General features: G+C 60.6%; 24 protein-coding genes. 15 read left to right on the top strand and 9 right to left on the bottom strand.

Annotated features, from left to right (window positions below):
- Positions 1–118 precede the first annotated feature (118 nt).
- Both AEQ67_RS29445 and AEQ67_RS29450 read right to left on the bottom strand, forming a co-directional pair.
- On the bottom strand, positions 119–2,518 hold the full coding sequence (locus AEQ67_RS29445; RefSeq protein ID WP_059407276.1) for a penicillin acylase family protein: 2,400 nt from the start codon (positions 2,516–2,518) through the stop codon (positions 119–121).
- Positions 2,519–2,627: 109 nt separating this feature from the next.
- Positions 2,628–3,221, bottom strand: a complete 594-nt coding sequence (locus AEQ67_RS29450; protein ID WP_059407277.1) for a DUF6436 domain-containing protein — start codon at positions 3,219–3,221, stop codon at positions 2,628–2,630.
- Between the two features lie 98 nt (positions 3,222–3,319).
- Here AEQ67_RS29450 and AEQ67_RS29455 point away from each other — a divergent pair, with 98 nt between their 5' ends.
- Positions 3,320–4,267 (top strand): alpha/beta hydrolase, encoded by a 948-nt coding sequence (locus tag AEQ67_RS29455; RefSeq protein WP_059407278.1) that lies wholly within the window; start codon positions 3,320–3,322, stop codon positions 4,265–4,267.
- A gap of 130 nt (positions 4,268–4,397) precedes the next feature.
- Here AEQ67_RS29455 and AEQ67_RS29460 read toward each other — a convergent pair whose 3' ends face one another.
- Positions 4,398–5,150: a DUF2059 domain-containing protein gene (locus tag AEQ67_RS29460; RefSeq protein WP_059407279.1), complete on the bottom strand. Its 753-nt coding sequence runs from the start codon at positions 5,148–5,150 to the stop codon at positions 4,398–4,400.
- Positions 5,151–5,258: 108 nt separating this feature from the next.
- Here AEQ67_RS29460 and AEQ67_RS29465 point away from each other — a divergent pair, with 108 nt between their 5' ends.
- Positions 5,259–5,891, top strand: a complete 633-nt coding sequence (locus tag AEQ67_RS29465; protein WP_059407280.1) for a 2OG-Fe(II) oxygenase — start codon at positions 5,259–5,261, stop codon at positions 5,889–5,891.
- 2 nt (positions 5,892–5,893) lie between these two features.
- Entirely contained in the window at positions 5,894–6,379 is a 486-nt protein-coding gene (locus AEQ67_RS29470) for a DUF523 domain-containing protein (RefSeq protein WP_059407281.1), read from the top strand.
- Positions 6,380–6,518: 139 nt separating this feature from the next.
- Here AEQ67_RS29470 and AEQ67_RS29475 read toward each other — a convergent pair whose 3' ends face one another.
- On the bottom strand, positions 6,519–7,106 hold the full coding sequence (locus AEQ67_RS29475; protein ID WP_059407282.1) for a transporter substrate-binding domain-containing protein: 588 nt from the start codon (positions 7,104–7,106) through the stop codon (positions 6,519–6,521).
- Between the two features lie 135 nt (positions 7,107–7,241).
- Between AEQ67_RS29475 and AEQ67_RS29480 the strand changes: the two genes are divergently transcribed.
- Positions 7,242–7,667 carry a DUF4399 domain-containing protein gene (locus AEQ67_RS29480; protein WP_059407283.1) on the top strand — a complete coding sequence of 142 codons (426 nt, stop codon included), beginning with the start codon at positions 7,242–7,244 and terminating at the stop codon, positions 7,665–7,667.
- A 75-nt stretch (positions 7,668–7,742) separates the two neighbouring features.
- Here the strand turns inward: AEQ67_RS29480 and serA are convergent, their stop codons facing one another.
- Positions 7,743–8,972: a phosphoglycerate dehydrogenase gene (serA, locus tag AEQ67_RS29485; protein WP_059407284.1), complete on the bottom strand. Its 1,230-nt coding sequence runs from the start codon at positions 8,970–8,972 to the stop codon at positions 7,743–7,745.
- A 206-nt stretch (positions 8,973–9,178) separates the two neighbouring features.
- On the opposite strand from serA, the gene AEQ67_RS29490 reads away from it, so the two are divergent.
- From AEQ67_RS29490 to AEQ67_RS29505, 4 genes are all read left to right on the top strand, one after another.
- A complete protein-coding gene (locus AEQ67_RS29490) occupies positions 9,179–10,573 on the top strand; it encodes an FAD-binding oxidoreductase (RefSeq protein ID WP_059407285.1) in 1,395 nt (464 codons plus the stop codon).
- 22 nt (positions 10,574–10,595) lie between these two features.
- Complete coding sequence (locus AEQ67_RS29495; RefSeq protein WP_059407286.1) at positions 10,596–11,261, top strand: fumarylacetoacetate hydrolase family protein; 666 nt, start codon at positions 10,596–10,598, stop codon at positions 11,259–11,261.
- A 135-nt stretch (positions 11,262–11,396) separates the two neighbouring features.
- Entirely contained in the window at positions 11,397–12,323 is a 927-nt protein-coding gene (locus AEQ67_RS29500; RefSeq protein WP_059407287.1) for an SdiA-regulated domain-containing protein, read from the top strand.
- A 201-nt stretch (positions 12,324–12,524) separates the two neighbouring features.
- Entirely contained in the window at positions 12,525–13,442 is a 918-nt protein-coding gene (locus tag AEQ67_RS29505) for an SdiA-regulated domain-containing protein (protein ID WP_059407288.1), read from the top strand.
- 126 nt (positions 13,443–13,568) lie between these two features.
- On the opposite strand, the gene rpiA is transcribed toward AEQ67_RS29505, so the two are convergent.
- Complete coding sequence (rpiA, locus tag AEQ67_RS29510) at positions 13,569–14,243, bottom strand: ribose-5-phosphate isomerase RpiA (RefSeq protein WP_059407289.1); 675 nt, start codon at positions 14,241–14,243, stop codon at positions 13,569–13,571.
- Positions 14,244–14,524: 281 nt separating this feature from the next.
- Between rpiA and ilvA the strand changes: the two genes are divergently transcribed.
- Both ilvA and AEQ67_RS29520 read left to right on the top strand, forming a co-directional pair.
- Complete coding sequence (gene ilvA / locus AEQ67_RS29515) at positions 14,525–16,039, top strand: threonine ammonia-lyase, biosynthetic (RefSeq protein WP_059407290.1); 1,515 nt, start codon at positions 14,525–14,527, stop codon at positions 16,037–16,039.
- Between the two features lie 39 nt (positions 16,040–16,078).
- The gene (locus AEQ67_RS29520) at positions 16,079–16,504 is read left to right on the top strand and encodes a DUF2269 family protein (RefSeq protein WP_059407291.1); all 426 of its coding nucleotides are present in this window, start codon (positions 16,079–16,081) and stop codon (positions 16,502–16,504) included.
- A gap of 96 nt (positions 16,505–16,600) precedes the next feature.
- Here the strand turns inward: AEQ67_RS29520 and AEQ67_RS29525 are convergent, their stop codons facing one another.
- Entirely contained in the window at positions 16,601–17,257 is a 657-nt protein-coding gene (locus tag AEQ67_RS29525) for an HAD family hydrolase (protein WP_059407292.1), read from the bottom strand.
- Between the two features lie 143 nt (positions 17,258–17,400).
- Here AEQ67_RS29525 and AEQ67_RS29530 point away from each other — a divergent pair, with 143 nt between their 5' ends.
- Positions 17,401–17,880, top strand: a complete 480-nt coding sequence (locus tag AEQ67_RS29530) for an RNA pyrophosphohydrolase (RefSeq protein ID WP_007945562.1) — start codon at positions 17,401–17,403, stop codon at positions 17,878–17,880.
- A 22-nt stretch (positions 17,881–17,902) separates the two neighbouring features.
- Positions 17,903–20,182: a phosphoenolpyruvate--protein phosphotransferase gene (gene ptsP / locus AEQ67_RS29535; protein ID WP_059407293.1), complete on the top strand. Its 2,280-nt coding sequence runs from the start codon at positions 17,903–17,905 to the stop codon at positions 20,180–20,182.
- 127 nt (positions 20,183–20,309) lie between these two features.
- Here the strand turns inward: ptsP and AEQ67_RS29540 are convergent, their stop codons facing one another.
- Complete coding sequence (locus AEQ67_RS29540; protein WP_059407294.1) at positions 20,310–21,056, bottom strand: NRDE family protein; 747 nt, start codon at positions 21,054–21,056, stop codon at positions 20,310–20,312.
- Between the two features lie 134 nt (positions 21,057–21,190).
- On the opposite strand from AEQ67_RS29540, the gene AEQ67_RS29545 reads away from it, so the two are divergent.
- The 3 genes from AEQ67_RS29545 (at position 21,191) to AEQ67_RS29555 (ending at position 23,889) form a co-directional block, all read left to right on the top strand.
- Positions 21,191–21,973 carry a sulfite exporter TauE/SafE family protein gene (locus tag AEQ67_RS29545; RefSeq protein ID WP_059407295.1) on the top strand — a complete coding sequence of 261 codons (783 nt, stop codon included), beginning with the start codon at positions 21,191–21,193 and terminating at the stop codon, positions 21,971–21,973.
- 83 nt (positions 21,974–22,056) lie between these two features.
- A complete protein-coding gene (lgt, locus tag AEQ67_RS29550) occupies positions 22,057–22,869 on the top strand; it encodes a prolipoprotein diacylglyceryl transferase (RefSeq protein WP_059407296.1) in 813 nt (270 codons plus the stop codon).
- Between the two features lie 48 nt (positions 22,870–22,917).
- The gene (locus tag AEQ67_RS29555) at positions 22,918–23,889 is read left to right on the top strand and encodes a thymidylate synthase (protein ID WP_059407297.1); all 972 of its coding nucleotides are present in this window, start codon (positions 22,918–22,920) and stop codon (positions 23,887–23,889) included.
- A 121-nt stretch (positions 23,890–24,010) separates the two neighbouring features.
- On the opposite strand, the gene cadR is transcribed toward AEQ67_RS29555, so the two are convergent.
- On the bottom strand, positions 24,011–24,460 hold the full coding sequence (gene cadR, locus AEQ67_RS29560) for a Cd(II)/Pb(II)-responsive transcriptional regulator (protein ID WP_059407298.1): 450 nt from the start codon (positions 24,458–24,460) through the stop codon (positions 24,011–24,013).
- Between the last annotated feature and the right edge of the window lie 72 nt (positions 24,461–24,532).

Consider the following 24,532-nt stretch of genomic DNA (forward strand, 5'->3'; position numbering starts at 1 on the left):
CAGCGTTGATAGTGTTTGTAAGGGCCTCTTCGCGGGCAAGCCTCGCTCCTACAAGGGCGACGCGTAACCTGTAGGAGCGAGGCTTGCCCGCGAAGGCGTCCGCCCGGCCACCGAAAATCTACTGAGCTGATCGCGCCGGCAACAGCTTCAGCGTGCTACGCGTATTGGCCGTGACTTCTTCATCATTGAGATGCGCCTGGTAGTAGATCCCTTCGATATACGCTTCGGCCTGGTCGTCATAGTGGCTGTCAAACGGCACGCCGCTCTGGCCGACCGGGTTGACGGTCAGGCTGTGGGTCGGGTCGGCGAAGTCGATCAGGCGCCGGGTCGATGGGCCATAGGTCACGGGCCACGGCGCGGGGCCGATCTTGGCCGAGAGGTTGTTCGGCACTTCGTGAGTGCCGGGCGCCGCGAACGGGCCGACGTTGAAGATCCGGTCCAACGGCTTCTGTTGCCCCAGTGGATGACCATGGGTCAGCGTGTGCGCCTTGCCCCACTGCCATTGCGCGACATCTGTCCCAAGGGTGGTCTTGAGGTGGGCGATGCTCGCTTGCCACGCCACCTTGACCGTATCGGCGCGGGTTTCCTTGCCGAGGGTATTGCGATTGTCCCACCACGGCGAGTCGGCGGTTGCAGCCAGGCGCGGTAGCGCGGCGTCGATCACTCGGGTCGAGAGCAGTGTTTCGAAAAAGTCATTGCCCAGTTCATCGTGCATCGTCGCGTCAGCCAGGTTGAACAGGAACTGGTTGAACAGCGTGGCGCTGGTGGAATCCAGCGGGTAATCGCCTTGCCACTGGACCAGTTGCTCCACCAGTTTCAGTTCGGCAGGATCGCTCACCACTTCGCGCAATACCGGCAGCAATGGCGCCAGCAAACGCGGACCGTAGGCAGTGGTCGTGCCCAGTTGCAGCTTCTGGCTGGCGTCCAGATCCCACTTGATGCTTTTGTCGCTGAGCTGGCGATTGAGCTGCTGGCCCCGATCGGCCAGGTTGTAATAGCCGGGAATCTCCATGCCGCTCGGCGACACCGGCTGGAAGTTGGCCGAGACGATGTAGCCCCGCGCCGGGTTCTCTTCCTGCGGGTTGGCGCTGAACGGGTAGAAGCCGTCTTTGTCCGACTCGGCGGAGCTGCCGTCGAGGATGAACCCCGGACGTGCCCCCACCGGACGTTTCGGCAACTGTGCGGCGGCCCACCAACCGATGTCGCCCTTGGCGTTGGCCCAGACGATGTTCAGGCCTGGCGCCTGGACCTTGGCGGCGGCACTGCGCGCCTTGGCCAGGGTGTCGGCGCGGTTCAGCTGGTAGAAGCCTTCAAGGATCGGATTCTGACTTTCGAGAAACCCCCACCACATGGCGATCGGCGTTTTGCCGACGCCGCTGCCCAGCGCATCGTTGACGATCGGACCGTGCGGCGACTGCCGCAGCATCAGCGTTACCGGTGGCTGGCCCTTGACCGCGATCTGCTGTTCGCTGGTCACCATGTCCACCCACTTGCCGCGATACCAGACCTGGTTGGGATTGTCCGGGTTGACCTTCTCGGCGATCAGATCGAGGTCATCGTTCTGGAACATGGTGATGCTCCAGCCGAAGTCGCGGTTCATCCCCAGGGAGGCGAATGGCATCAAGGCCTGATAGTGGCCGTAGAGTTCGAAGCCCGGCGCCGAAAGGTGCGCTTCGTACCACACCGACGGCGCAGAGAAGCGGATGTGCGGGTCGCCGGCCAAGAGCGGCTTGCCGCTTTTGGTGCGACTGCCGGAGACGACCCAGGCGTTGCTGCCCTCAAACTGTGGCAGGCCATTGTCGGCCCGGGCCTGTTCGCTGAGGCGGGCGGGGGCGTTGAGGGCTTTCCAGTCGGCACTGGCGAGGGCTGGCGGGCTGCCGTTGAGCACACCCTTGGGCTGCCAGTCGAGATCGAACACATTCAGGTAGTTGGGCCCCAACTGATCGCGCACGAAGGTCAGCAACGGTTCGGTACGAAACGCCGCGGCAAAACTGTAGGCCATGTAGCCGGCGATGCTGATGGTGTCCTGGGCGGTGAACGGGCGCTTGGGAATGCCCAGCACATCGAACTCTACGGGTTTCGGATGGCTGTCCTGATATTGATTGATGCCGTCGAGATAGGCTTGCAGGGCGATGAAGGTCGGCGACTGTTTGTCCAGGTTCGCCAGATAGGTTTCGGCGCGTTCGCGAATGCGCAGGCTGCGCATCAGTTTGTCGGTATCGAGCAGTTTCGGGCCGAGGATTTCGGCGAGTTCGCCACGGGCGAGTCGGCGCAGGACTTCCATCTGAAACAGCCGGTCCTGGGCATGCACGTAACCGAGGGCGCGGTACAGGTCGGTTTCGTTGTCGGCGCGGATGTGCGGGATTCCGCGCTCGTCGTAGCGCACGGTGACCGAACCTTGCAGGTGTTGCAGTTCAACCATGCCCTGGCGTGACGGCTGCTTGCTGTAGACGTACCAGCCGGCGCCTGCGGCCAGCATGACGATCAGCACGGCAAGAACGGTCAGGCTACGTTTCATGGTGATTCCTTGTTTTTGTTATGAGTGACAGCAGTTCCCTGGCGCCACTGTTTACCACGGCTTGCCGACCGGACCATCGCACTTAGGAGGGATTCGCCTCTCCTGAGCGCTACTTCTTTGTCTCGAGGTTTGTATCGACCGGCCACGGGCAGTAACACCCCACAGCCAGTGTGTGCGTGGCATTCACGGCGCGGCCTTCGTTCAACGCCTGCAGGATCGGCTCGATAAAGCTGTTGCTCGAGTTGCAGGTCAGGCCTTCGCTGTACGGGCCGAAATACGCCAGTTTGCCGCTGCGATCCCATATCGCCACGGCCGGGCTGGCGGGGATCTGTTCGGAACCGGGCAGGATGGTGATGGTTTTCAGGCTGCTCAACGTGCTGGGCAACTGGCCATGGCTGCCAGGCTTTTGTACCGCATAAAACTCCACGCCTTGCGGTACATAGTGCTCAACCATTTCGGTCAGGTGCTGTTGATTACCGACGTTGCACGGGCAGGCCGGGTCCCAGAAGTGCACGAGGCGGATGGCGCCGGGACCGGCGAGGTTGTCGGGCAGGCGCAACGGATCGCCGGAGAACACCGCTGTGTGTGAGCTGAACGCTCGCAGGTAGCGCCCCTGAAACCAGTCGTAAGCGGCCCACAGTACGCCGGCGCACACGAGGGCGAGCAGGCTGGCAAGCAGTGTGGTGCGGTAGGCCGGACGCATGGGTTTCAATCCTCGAAGGTCGCCCAGCTTGCCATGCTTGCCGCGACAGATGAATATCGCAGGCCCATAAAGTCTGTTTCAGGTTTTGGAATTTGCTCATGTCCGCCACTTTCGACCCCGATCATCTGCGTGCCAGCCTGCGGCCATTGGCCGAGGGGCAGCCGCTGTCGGTGGAAGCGCTGGCTTACCAGCGGTTCTACGGGCTGGATTTTCCGGGACGCGATGTGCGCAGCGGCCTGGGGTGTTTCGCGGTGGATGGTTACGACGTGGTCAGTCAGGTCTGGTGGCCCGAGCGGGCAAAAGCCACGCTGTTTTTGTTCCATGGGTTCTACGATCACACCGGGCTTTACCGGCATGTGATCGAGTGGGCGCTGGACCAGGGTTTCGCGGTGATTGCCTGCGACCTGCCGGGGCACGGGCTGTCCAGTGGCGAGCGGGCGAGCATCAAGGATTTCGCCGAGTATCAGGACACGCTGCAAGGATTGTTCGCCGAGGCGTTGTCCCTTGATCTGCCGCAACCGTGGCACCTTTGCGGGCAAAGCACCGGTGGCGCGATCGTGATCGATCATGTGCTCAACCAGGGCGCGAGCAGCCCGGCCCAGGGCCAGGTGATTTTGCTGTCGCCCTTGGTGAGGCCGCGAGCCTGGGGCTGGTCGCAGCTCAGCTATTACCTGCTCAAGCCGTTCGTCAAAGCCATTGCCCGACGCTTCAGCGAGAATTCCAACGACCCGGATTTCTTGCCGTTCCTGCAAGCCGATCCATTACAACCGCTGCGCTTGCCGACGGCCTGGGTCGGTGCGCTGGCGCGGTGGATCAAGCGTATCGAAGCCGCACCGGGCAGCCCCCGGCGACCGCTGATTGTGCAGGGGCAGGCGGACATGACGGTGGATTGGGAACATAACCTTGAGGTGTTGAAGGCCAAGTTCGATCGGCCGCAGGTGTTGATGTTGCCACAGGCGCGGCATCACCTGGCGAATGAGACGCTGGCGTTGCGGGGGGAGTATTTTGGGTTTTTGACGAAGCGGATCAAAGGTCGGAATCTTTAGGAGCCATGATGGCCCCATCGCGGGCAAGCCCGCTCCCACAGGTTTTTGTGGTGAACACAAAGTTGCGGGTTTACACCATTCACTGTGGGAGCGGGCTTGCCCGCGATGGCGATTTTCCAGGCGCTGAGGATTACTGACGAAGACTCGACGTATCCTGCCCCACCGCCAACCCCGCACGAATCGCCGCCAGCGCCGCCTGGTAATAAGCCTTGCCCTCAGCAGACTCGGCAAACGTGGCGAACTCTTCCAGTTCGTCATCCGACAGGTCGCGATAGACATACAGCAACGTGTTGTTCAGGTCGCTGCCGATCTGGTCCATCAAGCGCTGGCGCTGTCCGTTCAACATCCCTTGTGCCTGACCGCCACCGAGCAGGCCGGGGATCATCGAACTGAGGCTGTCGGCCGCGACACCGGCAATCGCCAGGCTGACTTCGGCGCCGGCCTCGCGAGCGGGCAGGGCCTGGGCCAGATGGCCGATGATCAGCATGCGGCTGTCAGTGGCTTGCATCTTGGGCAAGCCCTTGGCGTTTTTTGCCAGTTGATCGCGGCGCGTCGCCAGCAGTTCGGCGGCGACGATTTTCTTCCCCAGCGGAGATTGAAAGAACGTCAACGCAGGCTTCGGATCGGTGAGGGTCTTGCGCAATTGCGCTTCGGCGCGCTGGTCCACGGCCTGGGGCGCAAAACGCTGATTGCTGTTGTTGACCAGTGCCTGGAACACCGCCGGTGGCAGGCTGTTCTGGTAACGCTGCTGAGCGGCTGAAAGTGCGTCGTTGAAATGCGCGCGTTGTTCTGGCCAGCCGGCGACCTTGTACAACTGGTCGTGGCCGTCTGCCCAGGCGGGCATTACGCAGAACATCAACAGTGAGAAAAGCAAACGGCGCATAGGGACTCCTGTCAGCAGGCGACTATTCTCCGTGTGGCCTTCGTTCTTGTCGAGAATTCGTATCAACCCGCTGCGCGGCTCTGTCGGATTTACAGGCGCAGGAATACTATGCGCGTCATGCAAATACCCTCTGATCACCCGCTGCTGTTACGTATCGTCGACGACCTGGCTGAACACGGCTGGTCGCAGCAGAATATTTTCCTGCCTCTGGGTCTGACCCAGGAACTGGCGGCCGAGTGCCGTAAACGTTCTGCCGAGGGTGAATTGGCGCCGGCGGCCGTGGGGCGCGGGCCGACATCGGAGATCCGCGAGGGGATTCGAGGCGACCATATCCAGTGGATCGACCCCGGTCAGGCGCTGGCGTGCGACAGTTATCTGGAGCTGATGGACAGCCTGCGCGAGGCGATGAATCGCGGTTTGTATTTGGGCCTGGAAGATTTCGAAAGTCATTTCGCCCTGTACCCGCCTGGTGCTTTCTACCTCAAGCACGTCGACCGTTTCCGCGATGATGACCGGCGCATGGTGTCGGCGGTGGTCTACCTCAATGACGCCTGGCTGCCCGAGCACGGCGGCCAGTTGCGCATGTACCTGGCCGACGGTGTCGAACACGATGTGCTGCCGGCCGGCGGAAGCCTGGTGGTGTTCCTGTCGGGTGAAGTGCCCCACGAAGTCCTGCCCGCGACGCGCGAGCGCCTGTCGTTGACCGGCTGGTTCCGGCGTCGCGGCAACGAGCCGTTCTGATCATGCAGAAGATTCTGGTAAGCCGCTGCCTGCTGGGCCACCGTGTTCGTTACGACGGCGGGGCCAGCGGGCCGTTCGATCAGCTTCAACAGTGGCTCGACGAAGGTCGGATCGTGCCGTTGGGTCCGGAAGTGGCCGGCGGATTGCCGACTCCGAGGGCCGCGGCGGAAATCCCGGGCGGGCAGGGCGGTGAAGTGCTGGATGGCCAGGCGTCAGTGATCACCACGGACGGCGCGGACGTCAGTGCCGAGTTTCTCTCGGGGGCTTATCAGGCGCTGGAACTGGTGCAAAAGCACGGTATCCGGATTGCCGTGCTCAAGGCCAACAGCCCGTCTTGCGGGAATTTGCTGACCTATGACGGGACGTTCAGCGGTGTGAAGGTCAGTGGTGAGGGCGTCACTGCGGCGCTACTCAAGCGTCATGGCGTGCAAGTCTTCAGCGAGCTGGAGTTGGCTGAAGCAGCGCAGTCCTTGGCAACACTCGACTAACAACCTACACAAAACCACTGTGGGAGCGGGCTTGCCCGCGATGACGGTCTTGCATTCACTATCAATGTTGAATGTTATGGCCTCATCGCGGGCAAGCCCGCTCCCCCAGGTTTATCTTTTACTTCAGGTCGTCGTTGAATCAGGGTTTTGGCGGCAAGCTGGTGTCCGCCCCAAACCACTTCTGCGACAACGCTTCCAGTCGTCCATCGGCCTTGATCCGCTGCAAGGCGTTTTCCAGGCTGGCGTGGAACGCCGGGTTGCCCTTCTGGAACGGAATTGCCAGGCCCACCACCGGACCGTCTTTGGGCTGCTCTTCCGCCAGCGATTGCACCAGCACCATCGACCGCGGCTGCTCTTCCTTCTGCGCGATCAATTGCGCATGGGTGTAGCTGTAAGGTTCGCTGAAATCGAAACGATCCTTGAGATCGGCGGTCATTGCTATGTGATTGATCGCGACGTCGTACTTGCCGGTTTCGACGCCGGGCAACAGATCGTTGGCATCGGTGACAACGAAGTCGGCCCGTACATCCAGTTCATTGGCCAACAGTTGGCCCAATTCGACTTCGAAGCCCGTTAGTTTGCCATCGTCCTTGAAATTGAACGGCGGTGTATTAGCCTCAAGTGCAATGCGCAATTCGCCACGGTCGTTTACATCGTCAATCAGTTCGGCATGAGCCAAAGGGCTCAAAAGGGGTAGCAGGCAGATCAGGCCAGGCAAAAAACGCATGGTCACTCCTTTGAATTCATTATTGCGACGCTCTGGTTCAGGCGCGCTTTGCTATGGTTGTCGAGTGCCTTCGACAACGAATGGCCGTGAAGTTGTCATGGCCACGCGGATTTTACGAAAAAACTGGAGAAGAGAATGAAAACCTTTATGTCACGAGCAGCATTGGCTGGCCTGTTGATGGGCGTTTCAGTGCTGGCCAGTGCTGCCACACCGGCTCCGAAAGGTGCCGAAGTGTCCATCGTTTCTCCTGAAGATGGTGGGACTGTCCCGCAAACCTTCAAGGTTAAATTCGCTGTCGAGAACGTTGCGCTGGCGCCAGCGGGCGATACCACCAAGAACACCGGCCACCACCATTTGCTGATCGATGCCAAGGAAGTTGTGGCTGCAGGGGCAGTCATCCCGGCAGATGCCAATCACGTTCATTTTGGCAAGGCGCAAACCGAAACGGAGCTGACGCTGACACCTGGCAAGCACACCTTGCAGTTGGAGTTAGGCGACATGAGCCATATGGCCTTCGATCCGCCAATCGTGTCGAAGAAGATCACCGTCAACGTGAAGTAACCTGCTCGGAGTAAAGAACCGCGGACATGAAAAAGGAGCCCCTAAGGGCTCCTTTTTTTGTCGCTCAAGTCGCTATCAGAACAACACGCGGCAACGAATGGTGCCGTTGATGTGCTGCAGCTTCTCTTGCGCCATTTCCGAGTATTCGGCGTCTACGTCGATAACCACGTAGCCGACTTTCTCGTTGGTCTGCAGGAACTGACCGGAAATGTTGATGCCGTTTTCGGCGAAGACCTTGTTGATCTCGCTCATCACACCCGGGATGTTCTCGTGGATGTGCAACAGACGGTGCTTGCCAGGGTGAGCCGGCAACGCCACTTCCGGGAAGTTGACCGAGGACACCGACGTACCGTTGTCGCTGTACTTGACCAGTTTCTCGGCCACTTCCAGACCGATGTTGGCTTGCGCTTCAGCGGTGGAACCACCGATGTGCGGGGTCAGGATCACGTTGTCCAGGCCACGCAGCGGGCTTTCGAACTCTTCTTCGTTGGAGCGAGGCTCCACCGGGAACACGTCGATGGCCGCGCCGATCAGGTGCTTGTCCTTGATCGCGTCCGCCAGGGCTTGCAGTTCGACCACGGTGCCGCGAGCAGCGTTGATCAGGATGCCGCCCTTCTTGATGGCGCGGATTTCCTTCTCGCCGATCATCCACTGGGTCGCAGCGGTTTCCGGAACGTGCAGGGTGACGATGTCCGACATGCCCAGCAGCTCGGTCAGGCTGGCAACTTGCGTTGCGTTGCCCAATGGCAGCTTGGTCACGGTGTCGTAGAAGTACACCTGCATGCCCAGGCCTTCCGCCAGGACCGACAGTTGCGTACCGATCGAACCGTAACCGACGATACCCAGCTTCTTGCCGCGGATTTCGAAGGAGTTGGCTGCGCTCTTGATCCAGCCGCCACGGTGGCAGGAAGCGTTCTTCTCAGGGATGCCGCGCAGCAACAGGATCGCTTCGGCCAGCACCAGCTCCGCTACGGAACGGGTGTTGGAGTACGGTGCGTTGAACACCGCGATGCCGCGTTCGCGAGCCGCGTTGAGGTCGACCTGGTTGGTGCCGATGCAGAAACAGCCGACAGCCACCAGTTTCTTCGCGTGATCGAAGATCTCTTCCGTCAGTTGAGTGCGGGAGCGAATGCCGATGAAGTGCGCATCAGCGATCTTTTCCTTCAGCTGGGCTTCCGGCAGAGAACCTGTGAGGTACTCGATGCTGGTGTAGCCCGCCGACTTGAGAACGTCGACAGCCGATTGGTGGACGCCTTCGAGAAGAAGGAACTTGATCTTGCTCTTATCGAGAGAAGTCTTGCTCATCTGCGTAAACCTGTATCCCGGAGAAAAATGGCAGGGAAGGGCGCAGCCCAGAGCTGACCCGAACGGCAGGAACGCCGTCACCGCAGAACAGCCGTTGGGCACTATGCTGCGGGGTCGGTATGCTAGCATATGCACCCCGCTAAACACTCATTCCTGCGACGTGAAGCGTTCTCAGGATGACCATGAATTGTTCGAGAGTTCTGTCGATGACCAATCCTGCCCTGATTGAAGAGCTGAAGACCCTGGTTGAGCCTGGTAAGGTGCTGACCGATGCCGACTCCCTGAATGCTTACGGTAAGGATTGGACCAAGCATTTCGCCCCGGCCCCGACCGCCATCGTGTTTCCCAAGACCACCGAGCAGGTCCAGGCCATTGTCCGTTGGGCCAATGAGCACAAGGTGGCGCTGGTGCCGTCCGGCGGTCGCACCGGGCTTTCCGCTGCTGCCGTGGCGGCGAATGGTGAAGTAGTCGTTTCGTTCGACTACATGAACCAGATTCTCGACGTGAACATGACCGATCGCACTGCCGTTTGTCAGCCGGGCGTGGTCACTGAGCATTTGCAGAACGTCGCCGAAGAAAAGGGCCTGTACTACCCGGTCGACTTCGCTTCGGCAGGTTCCAGCCAGATTGGCGGCAATATCGGCACCAATGCCGGCGGGATCAAGGTCATTCGCTACGGCATGACCCGCAACTGGGTCGCGGGCATGAAAGTCGTCACCGGCAAGGGCGACCTGCTGGAACTGAACCGCGACCTGATCAAGAACGCCACCGGCTACGATTTGCGTCAGCTGTTTATCGGCGCCGAAGGCACGCTGGGTTTCGTGGTCGAAGCGACCATGCGCCTGGATCGCGCCCCGAAAAACCTCACCGCGATGGTCCTCGGCACCGCCGATTTCGACTCGATCATGCCGGTGCTGCACGCGTTCCAGAGCAAACTCGACCTGACCGCGTTCGAATTTTTCTCCGACAAAGCCCTGGCGAAAGTCATGGCGCGCGGCGACGTGCCGACGCCGTTCGAAACCGATTGCCCGTTCTACGCACTGCTGGAATTCGAAGCGACCACCGAAGAAGTGGCCAACCATGCCCTGGAAACCTTCGAACATTGCGTCGAGCAGGGCTGGGTGCTGGACGGCGTGATGAGCCAGAGCGAAACCCAACTGCAGAACCTGTGGAAGTTGCGCGAATACATCTCCGAAACCATTTCCCACTGGACGCCGTACAAGAACGACATTTCGGTCACTGTGTCGAAAGTCCCGGCGTTCCTCAAGGAAATCGATGCGATCGTCGGCGAACATTACCCGGATTTCGAAATCGTCTGGTTCGGCCACATCGGCGACGGCAATCTGCACTTGAACATCCTCAAGCCAGAAAACCTGAGCAAGGACGAGTTCTTCGCCAAGTGCGCGACCGTCAACAAGTGGGTGTTCGAAACCGTCGAGAAGTACAACGGTTCGATTTCCGCCGAACATGGCGTGGGCATGACCAAGCGTGACTACTTGACCTACAGCCGCTCACCCGTTGAGATCGAATACATGAAAGCCGTCAAAGCGGTCTTCGACCCGAACGGCATCATGAACCCAGGCAAAATTTTCGCTGTTTGAATCAATGAAACAGGAGTCGGTTATGAGCTATCAGCACCAGTATGTCGACGGTACGCGTATTCACTTCCCGCTGGGAAAAGTGGTGTGCATCGGCCGTAACTACGCCGAACACGCCAAGGAACTGGACAACCCGGTGCCTACCGAACCGCTGCTGTTCATCAAGCCAGGCAGTTGCGTGGTGCCGCTGGAAGGCGGTTTCAGTATTCCGACCGAGCGTGGCTCGGTGCATTACGAAGCGGAAATCGCGGTGTTGATCGGCAAGCCGTTGTCGACCAAGCCGAGCCGCGAAGAAGTGCTCGACGCCATCTCCGGTTTCGCCCCGGCCCTGGACTTGACCCTGCGCGACAAGCAGGCCGAGCTGAAATCCAAAGGCCTGCCTTGGGAAATCGCCAAGTCCTTCGACGGTGCGGCAGTGATTGCGCCGTTCGTGTCCGGCGGCACCTTCGCCGACCTGACCGACATCGGTATCCGCCTGACCATCAACGGTGAAGTTCGCCAGGATGGCAACAGCAGCGCGATGCTCAACCCGATCGTGCCGATGATCCAGCACATGGCCGGCTGTTTCTCGCTGCAGGCCGGTGACGTGATCCTGACCGGTACGCCGGTGGGCGTTGGTCCGCTGAATGTCGGTGACGAGATTGTCCTGGAGCTGCCAGGCGCCAGCAGTTTCACCAGCAGCGTCCGCTAACCAACGCAAAACCCCTGTAGGAGCTGGCTTGCCAGCGAAGGCGGCCGGTCTGCCAACATCAATGTTGAATTTGATGGCCTCTTCGCTGGCAAGCCAGCTCCTACACATACCTGAATTTCTGGAACGCATTCCCCGATGGCCACTCAACCGCTGCCTACGCTGAAATCTGCCCGCCGCTCACGCTTTGCCATGCGCTGGTATTCCTGGCTTTTGCTGGTAGCCGCCGCCGTGTATGGCCTCGCGTTTGCCATGCATTGGGATGATCGTGGGGTGCTCTGGGTGCGGGAACGTTTCGAAAGCCCGGCCGTGCGCCAGGAGAGTGTCTGGCTACCGGATTACCGGGCGGTGATCGATGCCAAAGTGCTTCCGGGCATGGAGAAGGACGAAGCCTCCGACCTGGCCTACGATCCGCAGACCAAAACCTTGTTCTCCGTCATGGGCAATAAACCGTTCCTGGTCGAGCTGACCTTGCAGGGCGATGTCCTGCGCAAAATGCCGCTGGTGGGCTGGAGCAACCCGGAAGGGGTGACCGTGATGGGCAACGGTCTGTTGGCCATTGTTGATGAGCGCGAGCACATGCTCTCCATCGTCAAGGTCGATGCCGATACCCGCGAGTTGAACATCGCCAACTTCCCGAAATACGATCTCGGTCCTTCGAAGAGCCAGAACAAGGCTTTCGAAGCCGTCGTCTGGGACTCGCGCAATCAGCACATGCTGCTGGGTGAAGAGCGACCGCCTGCGTTGTTCTCCTGGAAAGGTGATGGCAAGACGCTTATCGGTGACAAGGTGAAGCTGGCCAGTCATGCGCTGGACATGCGCAACCTGTCGGCCTTGGCCATCGACCCTCGGACCGGCCACATGCTGGTACTGTCCGCTGACTCTCACCTGCTGCTGGAGCTGGACAAAAAGGGCGAGCAGGTCAGTTTCATCAGCCTGCTGGGCGGCTTCAATGGCCTGAAAAACACCATTCCGCGCGCCGAAGGCGTGACCATTGACGAGGCTGGCACGCTGTACATGGTGAGCGAACCAAACCTGTTCTACCGTTTCGAAAAGCAGAAATAGACCCTACCTTCCTGTAGGAGCTGCCGAAGGCTGCGATCTTTTGACTTTTATTTTTTAGTATCAAGATCAAAAGATCGCAGCCTTCGGCCGCTCCTGCACGGGTTCAATTCGGAAGTTGTGGTCGAAGGCATCTGGCCATTAAGCTTCAATTCAGACAGGCGTGATATTTCATCCGCCTGTTTTGTATTCGAGCCCGCCCTAATGCGTCGATTTGCCCGCCCCAAACCCCTGCTACTGATCCTGTCGGTGATTGCGCTGATTGTGTTGATCGCGATCGGTCAGTACATGCGCCTGTTCGAGCGCGCCTGGTTCAATCTGCAGACGCTTTGGCAGCCAACGAGCACGCTGTCCATTGGACTGGATCAGTATCAGGTCGCCGTCGAGGCGCGAGTCATCGAGGGCCTGGACGATGATGTGTCGGCACTGACATTCGATCCGGTGCGCAAAAGCCTGTTCACTGTCACCAACAAAAACTCCGAGCTGATCGAGCTGTCGCTGGACGGGCAGATTATTCGGCGCATCGCGTTGGTCGGTTTCGGCGACCCGGAGGCGGTGGAATTCATCAGCGCCGACACGTACGTGATCACCGACGAGCACCAGCATCGACTGATCAAGATTCATCTGGAAAAGGGCACCACCTTCCTCGACGCGGCGGATGCCGAGCAGATGACCCTTGGCGTGCACATGAGCGGCAACAAGGGTTTTGAAGGGTTGGCCTACGATTCGGTGGGCAAGCGGCTGTTTGTCGCCAAGGAACGCGACCCGATGCTGATCTACGAAGTGCAGGGTTTTCCGCATTACAACCCGGAAAAGTCCTACGCAGTGCACGTGGTCAACAACCCCAAGCGCGATGCCGGGATGTTCGTGCGGGACCTGTCGAGCCTGCAATACGATGAGCGCAGCGGCCATCTGCTGGCGCTGTCGGATGAATCGCGGCTGATTCTGGAGCTGGATATAGACGGACGCCCGCTGAGCACCATGTCATTGAACAAGGGCCGCCAGGGTTTACAGAAAACCGTGCCGCAAGCAGAAGGGATCGCCATGGATGACGACGGTACGATGTACCTGGTGAGCGAGCCGAACCTGTTCTACGTCTTCAAAAAACCAGCGCAACCCTAACCAACACCCCAAAAACTGTGAGAGCGGGCTCGCCCGCGATAGCGGTCTATCATTCAACAATGATGTTGAATGTGATGGCCTCATCGCGGGCAAGCCCGCTCCCACAGATTTATCGGCGTGTCTGAATTACTCAGCGCGCAGGGTTTTCACGCCTTCGCTGGTGCCCAGCAACAGCAAATCTGCCGGACGCGCCGCAAACAAACCGTTGGTGACCACGCCAACAATCGCGTTGATCTGCGATTCCAGTTCCACCGGGTTGGTGATCTGCATGTTGAACACGTCGAGGATGATGTTGCCGTTGTCGGTCAGTACGCCTTCACGATAAACCGGGTCGCCGCCCAGCTTCACCAGCTCGCGGGCCACGTGGCTGCGGGCCATCGGGATCACTTCGACCGGCAGCGGGAACGCGCCGAGCACCGGCACCAGTTTGCTGGCGTCGGCGATGCAGATGAAGGTCTTGGCCACGGCCGCGACGATTTTCTCGCGGGTCAGGGCTGCGCCGCCACCCTTGATCAGGTTCAGGTGCGCGTCGCTTTCATCGGCGCCGTCGACGTAGAACTCCAGGTCGCTGACCGTATTCAGCTCATACACCGGAATGCCGTGGCCCTTGAGGCGGGCGGCGGTGGCTTCGGAACTGGCGACGGCGCCGTCGAATGCGCCCTTGTGCTGGGCCAGGGCATCGATGAAGCAGTTGGCGGTGGAGCCGGTGCCGACACCGACGATGCTCTTGTCGTCGAGTTTCGGAAGGATGAAGTCGACGGCGGCCTGAGCCACTGCCTGTTTGAGTTGATCCTGAGTCATGCGGGCTCCGAGGTGCCGAAGAGGGGAACGAAAGGCCGGCATTATAGGCGTCGGGGCGGGGAAGGGCATTGCCCGATTGGCAGGTCGTGACTAAAGCCTGCACCCCGCCCCGGGTACCTGTAGGAGCGAGGCTTGCCCGCGAAGAGGCCGGCACACCCAGCATAAATGTTGACTGTAAGATCGCTTTCGCGGGCAAGCCTCGCTCCTACAGGTGTGGTCGTGCGGTCGGAAGGCGGGTTAGACTCCTTGGCCCTGCCCAACCCGCTCAGTGATGCTTTCCGATGCTCGAACAGTACGTCAAAAAGATCCTCACCTCGCGCGTTTATGACGTTGCCGTAGAAACCCCATTGCAGACTGCTCGCCAGCTCTCCGAGCGGCTGGGCAATCATATTTGGCTCAAGCGTGAAGACTTGCAGCCGGTGTTCTCGTTCAAGATTCGCGGCGCTTACAACAAGCTCACTCAGCTGAGCGACGAAGAACGCGCTCGCGGCGTGGTCACCGCTTCGGCGGGCAATCACGCGCAAGGCCTGGCCCTGGCGGCCAAGGTGTTGGGCGTGAAAGCCACCATCGTCATGCCCAAGACCACGCCCGAGATCAAGGTCGAAGGCGTGCGTTCCCGTGGCGGCAAAGTGGTGCTGCACGGGGATTCGTTCCCCGAAGCCCTGGCCTACTCGCTGAAACTGGTCGACGAAAAAGGCTACGTCTACATTCACCCGTACGATGATCCGCACACCATTGCCGGGCAGGGCACGGTGGCCATGGAGATTCTGCGCCAGCACCCCGGGCGCCTGGATGCGATCTTCGTTCCGGTGGGCGGCGGCGGGCTGATCGCCGGCATCGCGGCGTACGTGAAGTACCTGCGCCCGGAAATCAAAATCATCGGCGTCGAACCAGACGATTCCAATTGTCTGCAAGCCGCCATGGCCGCGGGCGAGCGGGTGGTGCTGCCGACCGTGGGCATCTTCGCCGACGGCGTCGCGGTGGCGCAGATTGGCCAGCACACGTTCGACATCTGCAAAGACTATGTCGATGACGTGATCACCGTCAGCACCGACGAGATCTGCGCGGCGATCAAGGACATCTACGACGATACCCGCTCGATCACTGAACCTGCCGGCGCCTTGGGCGTGGCCGGGATCAAGAAGTACGTCGAGCAGAACGGCGTCACCGGGCACACCTTCGTGGCCATCGACTCCGGCGCCAACGTCAACTTCGACCGCCTGCGCCATGTCGCCGAGCGCGCCGAGCTGGGCGAGGGCCGTGAAGCCATCATCGCCGTGACCATCCCCGAGAAACCGGGCAGCTTCAAGGCGTTCTGCGAAGCCATCGGCAAGCGCCAGATCACCGAATTCAACTACCGCTACAACACCGGCAGCGAAGCGCACATATTCGTTGGCGTGCAGACGCATCCCGATACCGACCCACGCAGTGCGCTGATCGCCAGCCTCAGCGATCAGGGTTTCCCGGTGATCGACCTGACCGACAACGAACTGGCCAAGTTGCACATCCGCCACATGGTCGGCGGCCGTGCGGCACATGTCGTCGATGAAGTGATTCTGCGCTTCGAATTCCCGGAGCGTCCGGGTGCGCTGTTCAACTTCCTCAACAAGCTTGGCGGGCGCTGGAACATCTCGATGTTCCACTACCGCAACCACGGTGCGGCGGATGGTCGTGTGGTCGCCGGCCTGCAAGTGCCTCACGACGAACGCCATCTGGTGCCCGCAGCGCTGGAAGAAATCGGCTACCCGTACTGGGACGAAAGCGACAACCCGGCCTATCTGCTGTTTCTCGGCTGAGCGGCTACGCTGATGGGCAGGCTATAAGGAACTCGAACAATGGAAACGTTAACCGCCCTGAAAGTGGCGCATGTCGTGGCGACGGTGCTGCTGTTGCTCAGCGCGCTGGGGTTGGCGATCTGGGTGTGGCGCACGCGGCGCAACGGTGATGCGACGGCTCACGCTCGAACGCTGCAACGGCCACGCGTGTTCATCTGGCTGCTGATGGGGCTGGCGCTGCTGAGCATGCCGTTCACGGGGTGGTGGATGGTGCATCTGGTGGGCTGGCCGCTGGGGCAGACCTGGTTGCTGGCTTCCAGCGTGCTGTACACCGTGGCGGCGTTGGGCTGGTTCTGGTTGTTGGTGCGGCTTAACACGCTGCGCACTGCGCCGGGAGGCAGTGGCAAGTTCACCTTTGCCTTGGCGTTGTTCAGCTTCGTCTGCTTTATCGCCATTGCCGGGTTGATGGGTGCCAAGCCGGTTTAATGTGTGAAACCATGGCGTCCCCTTCGCGGGCAAGCCTCGCTCCTACAGTACGGCGATGAGCCTTTGTAGGAGCGAGGCTTGCCCGCGAAGGCGTCTTCAGTCGCGCAACGAAATCACCGGCCAGCCACGCTTCTCGGCCTCGGCCCGCAAGTTCGGATCAGGATCGACCGCGAACGGATGCGTCACCTGCTCCAGCAGCGGCAGATCATTCATCGAGTCGCTGTAGAAATAACTGTCTTCCAGCGAATACCCGGTTTTTTCCAGCCAACGATTCAACCGCGTCACCTTGCCTTCACGGAAGCAGGGCACGTCGGTGCTGCGTCCGGTGTAACGGCCGTCCTGCATTTCGCATTCGGTGGCAATCAGGGTTTCGACGCCCAGACGCTGGGCAATCGGCCCGGTGACGAAGCGGTTGGTGGCGGTGATGATCACCAGTTTGTCGCCGGCGTCACGGTGTTTGGCCAGCAGTTCGATGGCCTTGGGCAGCACGATCGGTTCGATGCAATCGCGCATGTAGTCGCGGTGCCATTGATCCAGGGTGGCCATTTCGGTACGACCGAGCACTTCCAGGCAGAAGTTCAGGTAGGCATCGTTATCGAGCTTGCCGGCCAGGTAATCCTGGTAGAACTCATCGTTGCGTGCCTTGTAGGCGACGGCGTCGAGGAAGCCGCGTTCGCACAGGTAATCGCCCCAGGCGTGGTCACTGTCACCGCCCAGAAGTGTGTTGTCCAAGTCGAATAAAGCCAGCCGCATTGCAGTTACTCGCTGAAAAGTCTGTAGAAAGGCGTCCAGAATACGGACTTTTCACAAGAGTGCACATAAGGTTGGCCGGCTCGTTGCTGCCTTCACAACCTTTGTGGAACAATGCGGCGACATGCGTTTGCGAGGTTGTTGCCGTGATCGACCCCGATGGTTTCCGCCCCAATGTCGGGATCATTCTCACGAATGATGCCGGCCAGGTGCTATGGGCTCGCCGTATCAATCAAGATGCCTGGCAGTTTCCACAGGGAGGGATCAACCCCCAGGAGACGCCGGAAGACGCCTTGTACCGCGAGTTGAACGAAGAAGTGGGCCTGGAACGCGAAGATGTTGAAATTCTCGCCTGCACCCGGGGCTGGTTGCGCTATCGTTTGCCGCAACGTCTGGTCAGGACGCACAGCCAACCGCTGTGCATCGGCCAGAAACAGAAATGGTTTCTCCTGCGCCTGATCTCCAACGAGCAGCGGGTGCGGATGGATTTGACCGGTAAACCGGAATTCGATGGCTGGCGCTGGGTCAGTTATTGGTATCCGTTGGGCCAGGTGGTGACATTCAAGCGCGAGGTGTATCGACGCGCTCTCAAAGAGCTTGCCCCGCGCCTTTTAACGCGCGACTGACGACGGAGTTCGACCCCGAGCCATGCTCAATACGCTGCGCAAGATCGTCCAGGAAGTTAACTCCGCCAAGGATCTCAAGGCGGCGTTGGGGATTATTGTGTTGCGCGTCAAAGAGGCCATGGGCAGCCAGGTCTGCTCGGTCTACCTGCTTGACCCTGAGACCAACCGCTTCGTGCTGATGGCCACCGAGGGCTTGAACAAGCGCTCGATCGGCAAAGTCAGCATGGCACCCAACGAAGGTCTGGTCGGCCTGGTCGGCACGCGTGAAGAACCCCTGAACCTCGAAAACGCCGCGGATCACCCGCGCTACCGTTACTTCGCCGAGACCGGTGAAGAACGCTACGCCTCATTCCTCGGGGCACCGATCATTCACCACCGCCGCGTTGTCGGCGTGTTGGTCATTCAGCAAAAAGAACGTCGCCAGTTCGATGAAGGTGAAGAAGCCTTCCTCGTGACCATGAGCGCGCAGCTCGCCGGCGTTATCGCCCATGCCGAAGCCCCCGGTGCGACCCGTGGCCGGGGCGGTCGGGGCAAGGGCATCCAGGAAGCCAAGTTCGTGGGCGTCCCGGGTCCGCGGGGTGCGGCGGGGGGTCCGGCGGTGGTCATGCCGCCCCCCCCCGGTCTGGGCGTGGGGCCGGACAAGACCATCACCGACATCGAGGCCGAGCTCGGGCCGTTCAAGACCGCCCTCGAAGGCGTGCGCGCCGACATGCGCGCCTTGTCCGCCAAACTGGCCAACCAGCTGCGCCCGGAAGAGCGCGCGCTGTTCGACGTCTACCTGATGATGCTCGACGATGCCTCGCTGGGCAGCGAAATCACCACGGTGATCAAGACCGGCCAGTGGGCCCAGGGCGCGTTGCGTCAGGTGGTCACCGAGCACGTCAACCGTTTCGAATTGATGGACGACGCCTACCTGCGTGAGCGCGCCTCGGACGTCAAGGACCTTGGCCGCCGCTTGCTGGCGTACTTGCAGGAAGAGCGTCAGCAGACGCTGGTCTACCCCGACAACACCATTCTGATCAGCGAAGAACTGACGCCGGCAATGCTCGGCGAGGTGCCGGAAGGCAAGCTGGTCGGTCTGGTTTCGGTACTCGGTTCCGGCAACTCCCACGTGGCGATCCTGGCGCGCGCCATGGGCATCCCGACGGTGATGGGCCTGGTCGATCTGCCGTACTCGAAAGTCGACGGCATCCAGATGATCGTCGACGGCTACCACGGCGAGGTCTACACCAACCCCAGCGAAGTGCTGCGCAAGCAGTTCGCCGAAGTGGTCGAGGAAGAGAAACAACTGGCCCTCGGGCTGGATGCGCTGCGGGACTTGCCGTGCGTGACCCTCGATGGCCACCGCATGCCGCTGTGGGTCAACACCGGCCTGCTGGCGGACGTGGCGCGGGCGCAGAAGCGCGGTGCCGAGGGCGTGGGCCTGTACCGCACCGAAGTGCCGTTCATGATCAACCAGCGCTTCCCGAGTGAAAAAGAGCAACTGGCGATTTATCGCGAGCAACTCGCCGCGTTCCACCCGCAACCGGTGACCATGCGCAGCCTGGACATCGGCGGCGACAAGTCGCTGTCGTACTTCCCGATCAAGGAAGACAACCCGTTCCTCGGCTGGCGCGGCATTCGCGTGACGCTCGACCACCCGGAAATCTTCCTGGTCCAGACCCGCGCCATGCTCAAGGCCAGCGAAGGCTTGAACAACCTGCGGATTCTGCTGCCGATGATCTCCGGCACCCATGAGCTGGAAGAAGCCCTGCACCTGATTCACCGGGCCTGGGGCGAAGTGCGCGATGAAGGCACCGACGTGCCGATGCCGCCGATTGGCGTGATGATCGAGATTCCGGCGGCGGTGTATCAGACCAAGGAACTGGCGCGGCAAGTGGACTTCCTGTCGGTTGGCTCCAACGACCTGACCCAGTACCTGCTGGCGGTGGACCGCAACAACCCGCGGGTGGCCGATCTCTACGACTACCTGCACCCGGCGGTGCTGCAAGCTTTGCAAAACGTGGTGCGCGATGCGCATGCCGAAGGCAAGCCGGTGAGTATCTGCGGCGAGATGGCGGGTGATCCGGCGGCGGCGGTGTTGTTGATGGCGATGGGCTTCGACAGCCTGTCGATGAACGCCACCAACTTGCCGAAAGTGAAGTGGATGCTGCGCCAGATCAACCTGAGCAGGGCCAAGGAACTGTTGGCGGAGTTGATGACCATCGACAACCCGCAAGTTATCCACAGCTCGCTGCAATTGGCGCTGAAGAACCTTGGGTTGGCGCGGATGATCAATCCGGCTTCGGTCAAGACTCTTTAAAAGGCTGATGGCCCCATCGCGGGCAAGCCCGCTCCCACAGGGATCTCCGGTGTGAATGCTATCTATGTCACACCACAAAACCTTGTGGGAGCGGGCTTGCCCGCGATAGCGTCAGTCCAGGCAACGGCTAAATCAACATATCCACTTCCCCAAGATGCCCGCCATACGGCCCGAAACTCCTTTCGACCATCACCCGCGTTCCATCCGCCTGAACAATCAACGCCGTACTCGCCCGTGTCCCATAAGTCGGGCTGGCGATAAACACACTCGACAGCAACGTCTCGGTGGCCAGGCCCACCCCGGTGTCCGGCAACTCGGCAAACGGCGCCGTCTGCGAATCATTTAAAATCGCCAACAACGCCTCAGGCTGTGGATCGTCCAGCACCTCGCTCAACGCCGTCCGCGCCTTGAGCAACTTCGGCCAAGGCGTATCCAGCCCCGCGTTGGACAACCCATAAACCCCCGGCGCCAACATCACCGCCTCAGTCTCCCGAGCATTGAAGTGCCACAGCTCGTTGGCATTGCCGACCAGCAGGTTAAACCCGGCATAGTCCAGCGAACGTTCGACAACGTCGCTCAAATAGTCGTCAATCGGCATCTCGCCGGTGAGAAATCGCGCGACCAGTTCGCCTCGCGACTTTCGCGCGGGTGGTTGATGGGGATCGCGGATATTGGTCAGCGCGGCGAAGCGGCCATTGGCGCCGACACCGAGCCAGGTGCCACCGGCTTCCAGATCGCGACCGGCATAGACATGCGGGGCTTCTGGCCATTGCGCCAGGGGCCGGCTGGGCCGGGCGTAGAATTCGTCGCGGTTGGCCGCGACGATCAGCGGCTGCGCGTGGCCGGGTCGCCAGGCGAAAACAATCAGGCACATAAGGTGGTCCTTGTGTGTTTTTTGCCCACTCTACGCAGTCATCGTCTGTCGATCCATCGCCTTGCACAGTAGAGCTTGAGGCCGTGCATCCGTTACCATGCCGCTCCGGTTTTGGGGATGGGCGGGGAAATACCATGGAATTTCTGCTCTATCTGGCGCTAGGCGCCTGCGCAGGCGTGCTGGCCGGGCTGTTCGGGGTCGGCGGCGGGATCATCATCGTCCCGGTGCTGGTGTTCAGTTTCACCTTGCAAGGCTTCGACGCGTCGATCCTGACCCACCTGGCGGTCGGAACGTCCCTGGCGACGATTATCTTTACCTCGGTCAACGCGGTGCGCGAGCATCACCGCCGCGGTGCCGTGCGCTGGCCGATCTTTGCCTGGATGACCCTCGGCATTCTGATCGGCGCCGGTTTCGGCGCACTGACCGCTGAAGCGATCTCCGGGCCGAACCTGCAAAAAATCATTGGCGTGTTTGCGCTGGTCATCGCCGTGCAACTGGCACTGGACTTCAAACCCAAGGCCAGCCGAACGGTGCCGGGGAAAGTCGGTCTGACCATCGCTGGCACTGTGATTGGCTGGGCCTCGGCAATTTTCGGGATTGGCGGCGGCTCGCTGACCGTGCCGTTCCTGACCTGGCGCAGCGTGCCGATGCAGCAAGCGGTGGCGACGTCGTCAGCCTGCGGCTTGCCGATCGCCCTGGCCAGTGCATTAAGTTTCATGATTATCGGCTGGCACGATCCATTGCTGCCGGCCCATAGTCTCGGTTTTATTTATTTACCGGCGCTGCTGGGGATCGCCCTGACCAGCATGGTCTTCGCCCGCTTCGGTGCGCGACTGGCGCACAACTTGTCGCCGCGCTTGCTGAAAAGACTGTTCGCCGCTTTGCTGTTCTGCGTGGGGCTGAATTTCCTGCTCTGACGCCCGGCACAATCCTGGCTTAATCCTGAGGTGGCAGCGTCCCCCGGGAATTTTGAAGCTTTCAACTCTAACGAGGAGTCGCAATGCTGCCTTACCCGCAGATCGACCCGGTGGCCCTGGCCATCGGTCCGCTGAAAATCCACTGGTACGGCCTGATGTACCTGATCGGCATCGGCGGCGCCTGGCTGTTGGCGTCGCGCCGGTTGAACCGCTTCGACCCGACCTGGACCAAGGAGAAACTCTCCGACATGGTCTTCTGGATGTCGATGGGCGTTATCGTCGGCGGCCGTTTGGGCTATGTGCTGTTCTACGATCTGCATGCTTACCTCGCCAGCCCGACGCTGATTTTCGAAGTGTGGAAGGGCGGCATGTCGTTTCACGGTGGCTTCATCGGCGTAATGCTGGCGGCGTTGTGGTTCGGTAAAAAGAACAACAAGTCGTTCTTCCAGCTGATGGACTTCGTTGCACCGATGGTGCCGATTGGCCTGGGTGCCGGGCGCATCGGCAACTTCATCAACGCCGAGTTGTGGGGCAAGGCGACTGACGTGCCGTGGGCGATGGTCTTCCCGCCGTTCAGCGATCCGGCGCAGTTGCCGCGTCACCCGTCGCAGCTGTATCAGTTCGCCCTGGAAGGCGTGGCGCTGTTCGCCATCCTCTGGCTGTTCTCGCGCAAACCGCGGCCGACCATGGCGGTGTCCGGGATGTTCGCGCTGTTCTATGGCATCTTCCGTTTCATCGTCGAATTCGTCCGCGTGCCGGACGCGCAACTGGGCTATCTGGCCTGGAACTGGCTGACCATGGGGCAGGTGCTTTGCGTACCGATGATCGTCGGCGGGCTGTTCCTGATCTGGCTGGCGTATCGCCGCGCCCCGGCTGCTCCAGCGGCTGCCGTATAAATTCGAACCCCGGGGCGACGGCTCCGGGTTCAAGGACACAGGTAATTCATGAAGCAATATCTCGAACTGGTCGCCCACGTCATCAAGAACGGCACCAAACATGCCAACCGCACGGGCGTGAACACCATCAGTTTTCCTGGCGCGATGCTGCGTTATGACCTGAAGGAAGGTTTCCCGGCGATCACCACGCGCAAGATGGCCTTCAAATCAGCCATCGGCGAGATGTGCGGTTTTCTGCGTGGTGTGAACAACGCCGCCGAATTCCGCGCGCTGGGCTGCAAGGTCTGGGATCAGAACGCCAACGAAAACGCCCAGTGGCTGGCCAACCCGTTCCGCCAGGGCGAAGACGACCTCGGCGAAATCTACGGCGTGCAATGGCGCAAATGGCCGGCGTACAAGCAGATCCCGGTCAGCAACCCGGCCGCCATCGAGCAAACCCTGAAGCAAGGCTATCGGCAGATCGCTGAAGGCGAAGAAGACGGTCAGGCCTACGTGGTGCTGTACAAGGCGATCGACCAGATTCGCCAGTGCATCGACACCATCATCAAAGACCCGGGCAGCCGCCGCATCCTGTTCCACGGCTGGAACGTTGCCCAGCTCGATGAAATGGCCTTGCCGCCGTGCCACTTGCTGTACCAGTTCCATCCGAATGTCGAGACCAAAGAGATTTCCTTGACCCTCTACATCCGCTCCAATGATTTGGGCCTGGGCACGCCGTTCAACCTCACCGAAGGCGCCGCGCTGCTGAGCCTGATCGGTCGCCTGACCGGTTACACGCCGCGCTGGTTCACCTATTTCATCGGCGATGCGCACGTCTACGAAAACCACCTGGACATGCTCAACGAACAGCTCAAGCGCGAGCCGTTCCCGATGCCGAAACTGGTGATCAGCGACCGTGTGCCGGAATTTGCCAAGACCGGCGTGTACCAGCCGGAATGGCTGGAGTTGATCGAACCGAGCGATTTCTCGCTGGAAGGCTACGAACACCACGCCCCAATGACCGCGCCGATGGCGGTCTGACAATCTACCACTGAACCTGTGGGAGCGGGCTTGCCCGCGATAGCGGTTTGTCAGTCACATTAATGTTGGATGTGCCGCCGTCATCGCGGGCAAGCCCGCTCCCACAGGTTTTTTGGAGTGCCTAGTGCCCGTGGCTGCGGCCGACATGGGAATGCTCAACCTCCGTCGCCACAACCCCGCCACTCACTTCCAGCCGCTGCAAAATCCCGCACTGCTCGATATCCGGCCCTTCGCCACAGCGTTGGCGCAGGTCGAGCAGTTGTGCCTGCAAGGCCAGCAAGCCATCGATCCGCGCCTTGACGTGGTGGATGTGTTCGTCGATCAGCGCGTTGACGCTTTCGCATTGATCCTGCGGGCTGTCGCGCAATGCCAGCAGGCTGCGGATTTCCTCGAGGGTCATGTCGAGGGTGCGGCAGTTGCGGATGAAGGTCAGGCGTTCGGCGTGGGCCTGGGTGTACACGCGGTAGTTGCCGTCGCTGCGGGCCGGCTCCGGCAGCAGGCTTTCGCGTTCGTAGTAACGGATGGTTTCCACGGCGCAATCGGTGAGTTTCGCCAGTTCTCCGATCTTCATGACGGCAATCTCCAAATGGGTGCTTGACCCTATAGTGGCTACAGGGTCTTTACTTGGCAACAGGCACCTTTA

It is taken from the genome of Pseudomonas sp. RIT-PI-q, assembly GCF_001297125.1.
Classification (GTDB): domain Bacteria; phylum Pseudomonadota; class Gammaproteobacteria; order Pseudomonadales; family Pseudomonadaceae; genus Aquipseudomonas.

Coding starts and splice junctions, on each gene's coding strand:
- AEQ67_RS29445 (WP_059407276.1), bottom strand. CDS start 2,518: ATGAAACGTAGCCTGACCGTTCTTGCCGTGCTGATCGTCATGCTGGCC.
- AEQ67_RS29450 (WP_059407277.1), bottom strand. CDS start 3,221: ATGCGTCCGGCCTACCGCACCACACTGCTTGCCAGCCTGCTCGCCCTC.
- AEQ67_RS29455 (WP_059407278.1), top strand. CDS start 3,320: ATGTCCGCCACTTTCGACCCCGATCATCTGCGTGCCAGCCTGCGGCCA.
- AEQ67_RS29460 (WP_059407279.1), bottom strand. CDS start 5,150: ATGCGCCGTTTGCTTTTCTCACTGTTGATGTTCTGCGTAATGCCCGCC.
- AEQ67_RS29465 (WP_059407280.1), top strand. CDS start 5,259: ATGCGCGTCATGCAAATACCCTCTGATCACCCGCTGCTGTTACGTATC.
- AEQ67_RS29470 (WP_059407281.1), top strand. CDS start 5,894: ATGCAGAAGATTCTGGTAAGCCGCTGCCTGCTGGGCCACCGTGTTCGT.
- AEQ67_RS29475 (WP_059407282.1), bottom strand. CDS start 7,106: ATGCGTTTTTTGCCTGGCCTGATCTGCCTGCTACCCCTTTTGAGCCCT.
- AEQ67_RS29480 (WP_059407283.1), top strand. CDS start 7,242: ATGAAAACCTTTATGTCACGAGCAGCATTGGCTGGCCTGTTGATGGGC.
- serA (WP_059407284.1), bottom strand. CDS start 8,972: ATGAGCAAGACTTCTCTCGATAAGAGCAAGATCAAGTTCCTTCTTCTC.
- AEQ67_RS29490 (WP_059407285.1), top strand. CDS start 9,179: ATGACCAATCCTGCCCTGATTGAAGAGCTGAAGACCCTGGTTGAGCCT.
- AEQ67_RS29495 (WP_059407286.1), top strand. CDS start 10,596: ATGAGCTATCAGCACCAGTATGTCGACGGTACGCGTATTCACTTCCCG.
- AEQ67_RS29500 (WP_059407287.1), top strand. CDS start 11,397: ATGGCCACTCAACCGCTGCCTACGCTGAAATCTGCCCGCCGCTCACGC.
- AEQ67_RS29505 (WP_059407288.1), top strand. CDS start 12,525: ATGCGTCGATTTGCCCGCCCCAAACCCCTGCTACTGATCCTGTCGGTG.
- rpiA (WP_059407289.1), bottom strand. CDS start 14,243: ATGACTCAGGATCAACTCAAACAGGCAGTGGCTCAGGCCGCCGTCGAC.
- ilvA (WP_059407290.1), top strand. CDS start 14,525: ATGCTCGAACAGTACGTCAAAAAGATCCTCACCTCGCGCGTTTATGAC.
- AEQ67_RS29520 (WP_059407291.1), top strand. CDS start 16,079: ATGGAAACGTTAACCGCCCTGAAAGTGGCGCATGTCGTGGCGACGGTG.
- AEQ67_RS29525 (WP_059407292.1), bottom strand. CDS start 17,257: ATGCGGCTGGCTTTATTCGACTTGGACAACACACTTCTGGGCGGTGAC.
- ptsP (WP_059407293.1), top strand. CDS start 17,903: ATGCTCAATACGCTGCGCAAGATCGTCCAGGAAGTTAACTCCGCCAAG.
- AEQ67_RS29540 (WP_059407294.1), bottom strand. CDS start 21,056: ATGTGCCTGATTGTTTTCGCCTGGCGACCCGGCCACGCGCAGCCGCTG.
- AEQ67_RS29545 (WP_059407295.1), top strand. CDS start 21,191: ATGGAATTTCTGCTCTATCTGGCGCTAGGCGCCTGCGCAGGCGTGCTG.
- lgt (WP_059407296.1), top strand. CDS start 22,057: ATGCTGCCTTACCCGCAGATCGACCCGGTGGCCCTGGCCATCGGTCCG.
- AEQ67_RS29555 (WP_059407297.1), top strand. CDS start 22,918: ATGAAGCAATATCTCGAACTGGTCGCCCACGTCATCAAGAACGGCACC.
- cadR (WP_059407298.1), bottom strand. CDS start 24,460: ATGAAGATCGGAGAACTGGCGAAACTCACCGATTGCGCCGTGGAAACC.